This window comes from Pseudomonas sp. GD04158, from assembly GCF_029834875.1.
GTDB lineage: Bacteria > Pseudomonadota > Gammaproteobacteria > Pseudomonadales > Pseudomonadaceae > Aquipseudomonas > Aquipseudomonas hydrolytica.
The window spans coordinates 1-5,167 of record NZ_JAODYT010000142.1 but is presented as its reverse complement, the minus strand read 5'-3'; the positions used below and the strand labels follow the sequence as shown (position 1 = coordinate 5,167).

Annotated in this window: 5 protein-coding genes; 2 read left to right on the top strand and 3 right to left on the bottom strand. The window is 68.2% G+C overall.

Annotated elements, in window-relative coordinates; all coding sequences use genetic code 11:
• A partial coding sequence (locus tag N7333_RS23925; protein WP_279859482.1) for a putative inorganic carbon transporter subunit DabA occupies nucleotides 1-552 on the top strand: 552 nt, incomplete at its 5' end.
• A gap of 46 nt (nucleotides 553-598) precedes the next feature.
• Here the strand turns inward: N7333_RS23925 and N7333_RS23920 are convergent.
• Nucleotides 599-1,450: a DUF6671 family protein gene (locus N7333_RS23920; protein WP_129482306.1), complete on the bottom strand. Its 852-nt coding sequence runs from the start codon at nucleotides 1,448-1,450 to the stop codon at nucleotides 599-601.
• Between the two features lie 96 nt (nucleotides 1,451-1,546).
• Here N7333_RS23920 and N7333_RS23915 point away from each other — a divergent pair, with 96 nt between their 5' ends.
• Complete coding sequence (locus N7333_RS23915) at nucleotides 1,547-2,476, top strand: LysR family transcriptional regulator (RefSeq protein WP_129482307.1); 930 nt, start codon at nucleotides 1,547-1,549, stop codon at nucleotides 2,474-2,476.
• Here N7333_RS23915 and N7333_RS23910 read toward each other — a convergent pair.
• Both N7333_RS23910 and N7333_RS23905 read right to left on the bottom strand, forming a co-directional pair.
• Nucleotides 2,470-3,489: an L-threonylcarbamoyladenylate synthase gene (locus N7333_RS23910; RefSeq protein ID WP_129482308.1), complete on the bottom strand. Its 1,020-nt coding sequence runs from the start codon at nucleotides 3,487-3,489 to the stop codon at nucleotides 2,470-2,472. The genes N7333_RS23915 and N7333_RS23910 overlap by 7 nt on opposite strands.
• A gap of 21 nt (nucleotides 3,490-3,510) precedes the next feature.
• Nucleotides 3,511-5,167: patatin-like phospholipase family protein (locus N7333_RS23905; protein WP_279859481.1), on the bottom strand; the 1,657-nt coding region annotated here is incomplete at its 5' end.

Genomic DNA, 5,167 nt, shown 5'->3' with positions numbered 1-5,167 from the left:
GTCGGGGACTGGGCGCAGACCCGGCCGGAGTGGGGGTTGGCCGGCAACGCCGGGTTCATCGCCGCTCCGCGTGAGCGTACGCGAGGCGTCGATCTGCAGGGGCGCGTCTTTCTTCACGATTACGACTGGCGGCAGGATGAGGACGGCAAGGTGCTGGAGCTGATCATGACCGCACCCATGGTGGTGGCGCACTGGATCAACCTGCAGTACCTGACCTCCACCACCGACAACCGGCGGTTCGGCAGTGGCAACAAGGTGCTGCACAACGTGGTGGGCGGACATATCGGGGTGTTCGAGGGCAACGGTGGCGATCTGCGCATCGGCCTGGCGCGCCAGTCGCTGCACGACGGCGAGCGCTGGGTGCACCGACCGCTGCGCCTGAGCGTGGTGCTGGCAGCACCGCAGGCCATGATCGAGCGGGTGATCGCCACGCACCAGGTGGTACGCGACCTGGTGGAGCACGGCTGGTTGCACCTGCTGCGCCTGGACGATGACGCCAGCATGCCGCTGGAGCGGCGAGGGGAGGCGGGCTGGCAGAAGCTGGCGGGGTGAAGTCAGAGGTGCCCGCTGCCAGGTTATTGGCAGCGGGTGCTACCGCTCAAGGATTGCAATAGGCGCAGTGCGAGGGTGAAGCCAGTTGTGGCAGCGAACGCCGGACTTCATGACCGCAGGCCGGGCAGCCCCAGTGCTGTGCGGCTGGCAGCGGGGTACCCAGGCCACAGTCGGAGCACAGCAGGCCCGGCTCGCTACGGACGATGGCGAAGCCCGGCGCCTGGCAGCTTGGACACAGGCTGGCCAGATGCCGGGCCAGGGCGGCTGCCGCTTCGCGTATCACCACCTGACGCAGCGGATTCATGTGCGCGCGCATGTCCGTTTCCAGCCACACGTTGGGCTCGCGGGCCAGCACCCATTCCAGCTGGCCGATCAGCCAGTCGCGCTGGCGGATGCCCTTGCGGAACCAGGGTTCGCCGGGGCGGCCGAGAATCAGCGCATGCTGGGGAAACTGTGCCTTGCGCATGAAGGCCTCAGCGGCGGGCAGGCTGTCGATCTCGCTCTGCGCGTAGTTGGTCGCGCCCGAACCGGCCATGGCGAACACGCTGTACTGGCGTTCGGCATCCCACAGGCAGAGCACTTCATAGTCCCAGGGCAACCAGCCGACATGCGGGTCGCGCGCGAAGCTGCCTTCGCTGCCCAGGCCGTAGCGGCTGCCGGCGAGGCTGGCGGAGAGTTGCGCCTTGGCCAGTGCCGTGTCGTGAGCGGAGCCGCGTCTGGGTGTTTCGCGACTGAAGGTGCCGAAGTGATCGGTGTCGTAGGTGTTCAGCGGCTCGACGGCGAAACCCAGCGCGGCCAGCGCCTCGCTGACCAGGCGCGCCTTGTCATGGCAGGTGAGAAAGGCCACGGGTTGCCTGGCGAGCAAAGGCTGGGCGGAAAGCGAACTGGCGGCAGACATGACGAAATCCCTGATGGCGGCTGTCGGCCCGATTCTCGCCAGTCGCAGGCATTGGCGATAATAGATTATCTAGCGCTTTAGCATTGGTAGAAGACGATGAATAAATCACGCTTTCACACGCGCCAGACCACCTTCCGCCAGTTGGAGACCTTTCTTGCCGTGGCCGAGCACCTGAGCGTCACCGAGGCGGCGAGGACGCTGCATCTGGCCCAGCCCTCGGTCTCCACCCAGCTCGCCAAGCTGGAGCAGGCACTGCAGATGGAGCTGTTCGAACAGCTGGGCAAGCGTCTGTATCTGACCGACGCCGGACGCGAGGTGCAGGCTGGAGCACGGGAAATCTTCGACGCGCTCGACCGCCTGGAAATGCGGCTGGCGCAGCTCAACGGGCTGACTACCGGGCAGCTCCGACTCGGCGCGGTCACCACGGCAAAATACCTGGTGCCGCGCCTGTTGGGGCCGTTCTGCAGGCAGTACCCGCAGGTGGAGGTGCAGCTGAACATCGCCAATCGCTCGGATGTGATCCGCTGTCTGGAGGACAACCGTGACGATCTGTACGTATTCAGCCAGCCGCCCGATCACCTCGACCTGGAATGCGTGGCGCTGGCAGAGAACCCGCTGGTGGTCATCGCGCCGGCCGGGCACCGGCTGAGCGGACAGCGTATCCGCTGGGAGCAGCTGGCGCAGGAACCCTTTCTCAGCCGCGAGCCGGGCTCAGGTACGCGGCTCGCCATCGAGGATCACTTCACCCGTCACGGCTGGCCCTACAAGCCGCACATGACCATTGCCAGCAACGAAGCCATCAAGGAGTCGGTGGCGGCGGGACTGGGCATCGCCATCCTGTCGCGCCATACGCTGATCCACACGGCGGTGGGCAATCTGGTCGAACTGGATGTGGAGGATTTTCCCATCGCCAACCAGTGGTATCTGGTGCGCTGGCGCAGGAAGGCACTCTCGCCGGCCGCGCAGGCCTTTTCCAGCTTTGCCGAAATGCAGGCGCCTCTGGCAGCGCCAGCGCCCCCTCAGTAAGGCGCCGCCGGCTCGCAGGCGCGGCTCAGGCGTTCATGCACCGCCGCCCAGGCCGCTGATTGCGGCGGCAGCTGGATATGGATGTGCCGCAGGGCCAGTGCATCGAGCTGGTACAGCGCGGCGTACAGGCCGGCGGCATAGCGCTCGGGATCGCCGCTCAGGTCGACGGCCGGGCCGCGGCTGGGGTGCGCCTGGCCACACCAGATCCAGCCGCAGTCGGGGTCATCCAGTTGCGGCCGGGGCAGCTCGCTGAAGCTGCTGGTCGGCGTGCCCGGCGCATAGTGGCGGCGACATTGGCCCGGCGCGCGCACGCTGCCGGGGCGGTTTTCCAGCGCCTGGCCGAGAATCTGTTCGAGACGCGCCTGGCCGAGCATGCCATGGCGCAGCAGGCGCGGGCTGTCGCCAGGCAGCAGGCTGACGATGCTCGATTCCAGGCCGACCTGACAGGCGCCGCCGTCGAGAATCAGCAGTGCGCTCTCGGCGAACTGCCTGGCCACGTGGGCGGCGCTGGTGGGGCTGATCGACATGTAGCGGTTGGCCGAGGGGGCCACCAGGCCATCGCCGAAGGCCTGCAGCAGGGCGCGTGCCACGGGGTGCGCCGGCACGCGCAGGGCGACGCTGTCCTGGCCTGCGGTAACGCTGCGCAGCACGTCGTCGCGGGCCGGCAGGACCAGGGTCAGCGGCCCCGGCCAGCAGGCATCCATCAGCACCTGCGCCTGCGCCGGAATATGGCTCGCCCAGTTAGATGCCTGGCTGGCATCGGCCAGGTGGACGATCAGCGGGTTGCTGTCGGGGCGCTGCTTAAGCTGGAACACCTTGGCCACGGCTTCGCCGTTACGTGCGTCCGCCGCCAGGCCGTAGACGGTCTCGGTGGGCATCGCGAGCAGGTTGCCGCTGCGCAGCTGCTGCACGCAGCGGTCTAGGTCGGTAGTGATCGATGGCATGGTGGTGAGCGGGTCGTGGCTGATGACGTTCAACGGCGCGGCCGTAGGCAGCGGGCGATTGTAGGGCATTTGCGCGCTCGTCGTGCAGGCTCAGACGCGCGGACGCAGTTTCAGCTCCGGGGTCGGCTTGGGTGCGCCATCGGCCGGATGCAGGCCAGGTCGCTCCAGGGCATGCTCCTCGAGCAGACGCGACAGCCCGCGTAGCGCTTCCAGTTGCGCCAGGGCCAACGCGGCCTGGCTCGGATAGCGGCCGTTGGCGTCGGCTTCGAGGTTGCCGAGGCCCTTGAACGGATAGCTGTAGCGCTCGCTGAAGAAGCGCCGGTAGTCCTCGGGCGTGTGCGCCAGCGTGCTGCACGCGCGCTCCAGGCTGGCCAGCTGCTCGGCGACGCTGGCCAGCATCAGGCGCAGGCGAATGCTCTGATGGTTTTCCCAGTTCATGGCGACGGGCTCTGCGCCGGCCGGCCAGCAGGCCGGATCGCCGAAGCGACGGACGAACTCGATGCCGGCCTGGCGGCCGTACTCGGTGAGGCGGGCGATGCGCTCGGCCGGCATGGTCAGGTTCAGGCCGCCTTCCTCGCGGGTGAGCTGGATCAGGCCGATACGGTCGCGAAAGCCGGGCAGCAGCGATAGGGTTTCGTGGTTCCAGTCCTTGGCCACGTTCATCACGATGCGCAGGAAGCTGCCCAGCGCGCCGAGGCCGGTTTGCGGAAAGCGTCGCCAGTAGGCCAGGCGCGCATCGCCGTTGCGTGCCGGAAAATGTACGCGCGGGCCGTCGGCGTCCTCGGTGCTGCCCAGGTCGAGGCCGAAGGTGGGCCGGGTCGGCAGGGCCTGGTCGAAGAAATGGATGGGAAAGTTCGAGGCAATGCCGCCGTCGGTGAACCAGCAGCGCTCCAGGCGCCAGTCGTCGCTGCGGTAGTCGACCGCGTGCAGCGGCACGGCGCTGAGCAGCAGCGGAAAGCTCAGGCTCATGCGCACGGCGACCACCACTGGCAGGTCGTCCGGCAGCGGCAGACGATACAGGCCGTCGCTGCGCTCGCCCTGTTGCGCCGGGCGCTGGCGGGCGCGCATCCAGTTCACCACGCGCTGCGGAAACAGCGCGCCGAACTCGCTCTCGGAGAAATGGAACTGGTTGTTCTCGCGCACCTTTTCGTCGTTGCGAAAGGGCAGGCGGAAGGGCCGGGCCATGCTCGCGCAGGTGGTCATCATCTGCAGGTCGATGCCATGCCGACGCAGTTCACCGAAGGTCAGCGGGCGCTCGCGCTCGATGCTGTCGGCGTTGGAGGCGCAGGCCTGACGCTGGCCGCAGAGGCGATCCAGGTACTCGGTCAGCCAGGGCGTCAGCACCTCGTCGGGGGCCTGATCGTCCGGACCGGGCATGCCCGAACACAGGGCGAAACCATTGGCCGGCATTTCCCGGGAAATCTGACGCAGCATGCGCCAGCCGATGGCCGTCAGGGCGCCGATACCGGCGCAGCCGAGCAGCCACAGCCATAGCAGCGGATTGCCGCCGTGCAGTGCGACCGGCCACAGCGGGCCGCCGCCGAGCAGGGCGCCGACGCCTGCCGCCCGCCAGTAGTGAGCGAGCAATGCGCGGGGCAGGCCCAGCGGGTTGCGCCGAGCGTCCAGCGCCGCGGTGAAGCTGTCGAACAGAGAGCGCAGGGCCGGCGCCGGACGAAACAGGGCCAGCAGCCGGGTGCCGCGGCATTCGGTGGCCGGCAGGCACAGCTGGCAGGGCAGGCGTTCGATC